Source organism: Streptomyces sp. NRRL F-525 (assembly GCF_000716605.1).
In the GTDB taxonomy this organism is placed as follows: domain Bacteria; phylum Actinomycetota; class Actinomycetes; order Streptomycetales; family Streptomycetaceae; genus Streptomyces.
Genome location: NZ_JNXE01000236.1, coordinates 1 through 232 on the forward strand (window position 1 = coordinate 1; position 232 = coordinate 232).

Below are 232 nucleotides of genomic sequence, written 5' to 3' on the forward strand. Positions count from 1 at the left end.
GTGCGGCGTCGGGTGGGCGGTGCTGGCGGGGGCCAGGGGCACCGGAGCGCGTTCGCCGCCCAGCGAGGGCAGGTTGACGGCCACGGCGGCCATGGAGGCCACGACGATCAGTGCGCCGGCTGTGGCGAGCGCGACTCGTCGGCGGCGGATCCGGAAGCCGCCGACGACGGCCGCGTCGACAACGCTGGGGAGCGCAGGCTCCGGATCGGCGCTGAGGACTGCCCGGAAGGCC

1 pseudogene is annotated in these 232 nt (G+C 76.7%); it reads right to left on the bottom strand.

What is annotated here, in order from left to right:
- A pseudogene (locus tag OO69_RS53460) lies at positions 1-232 on the bottom strand (RNA polymerase subunit sigma); the annotation flags it as partial.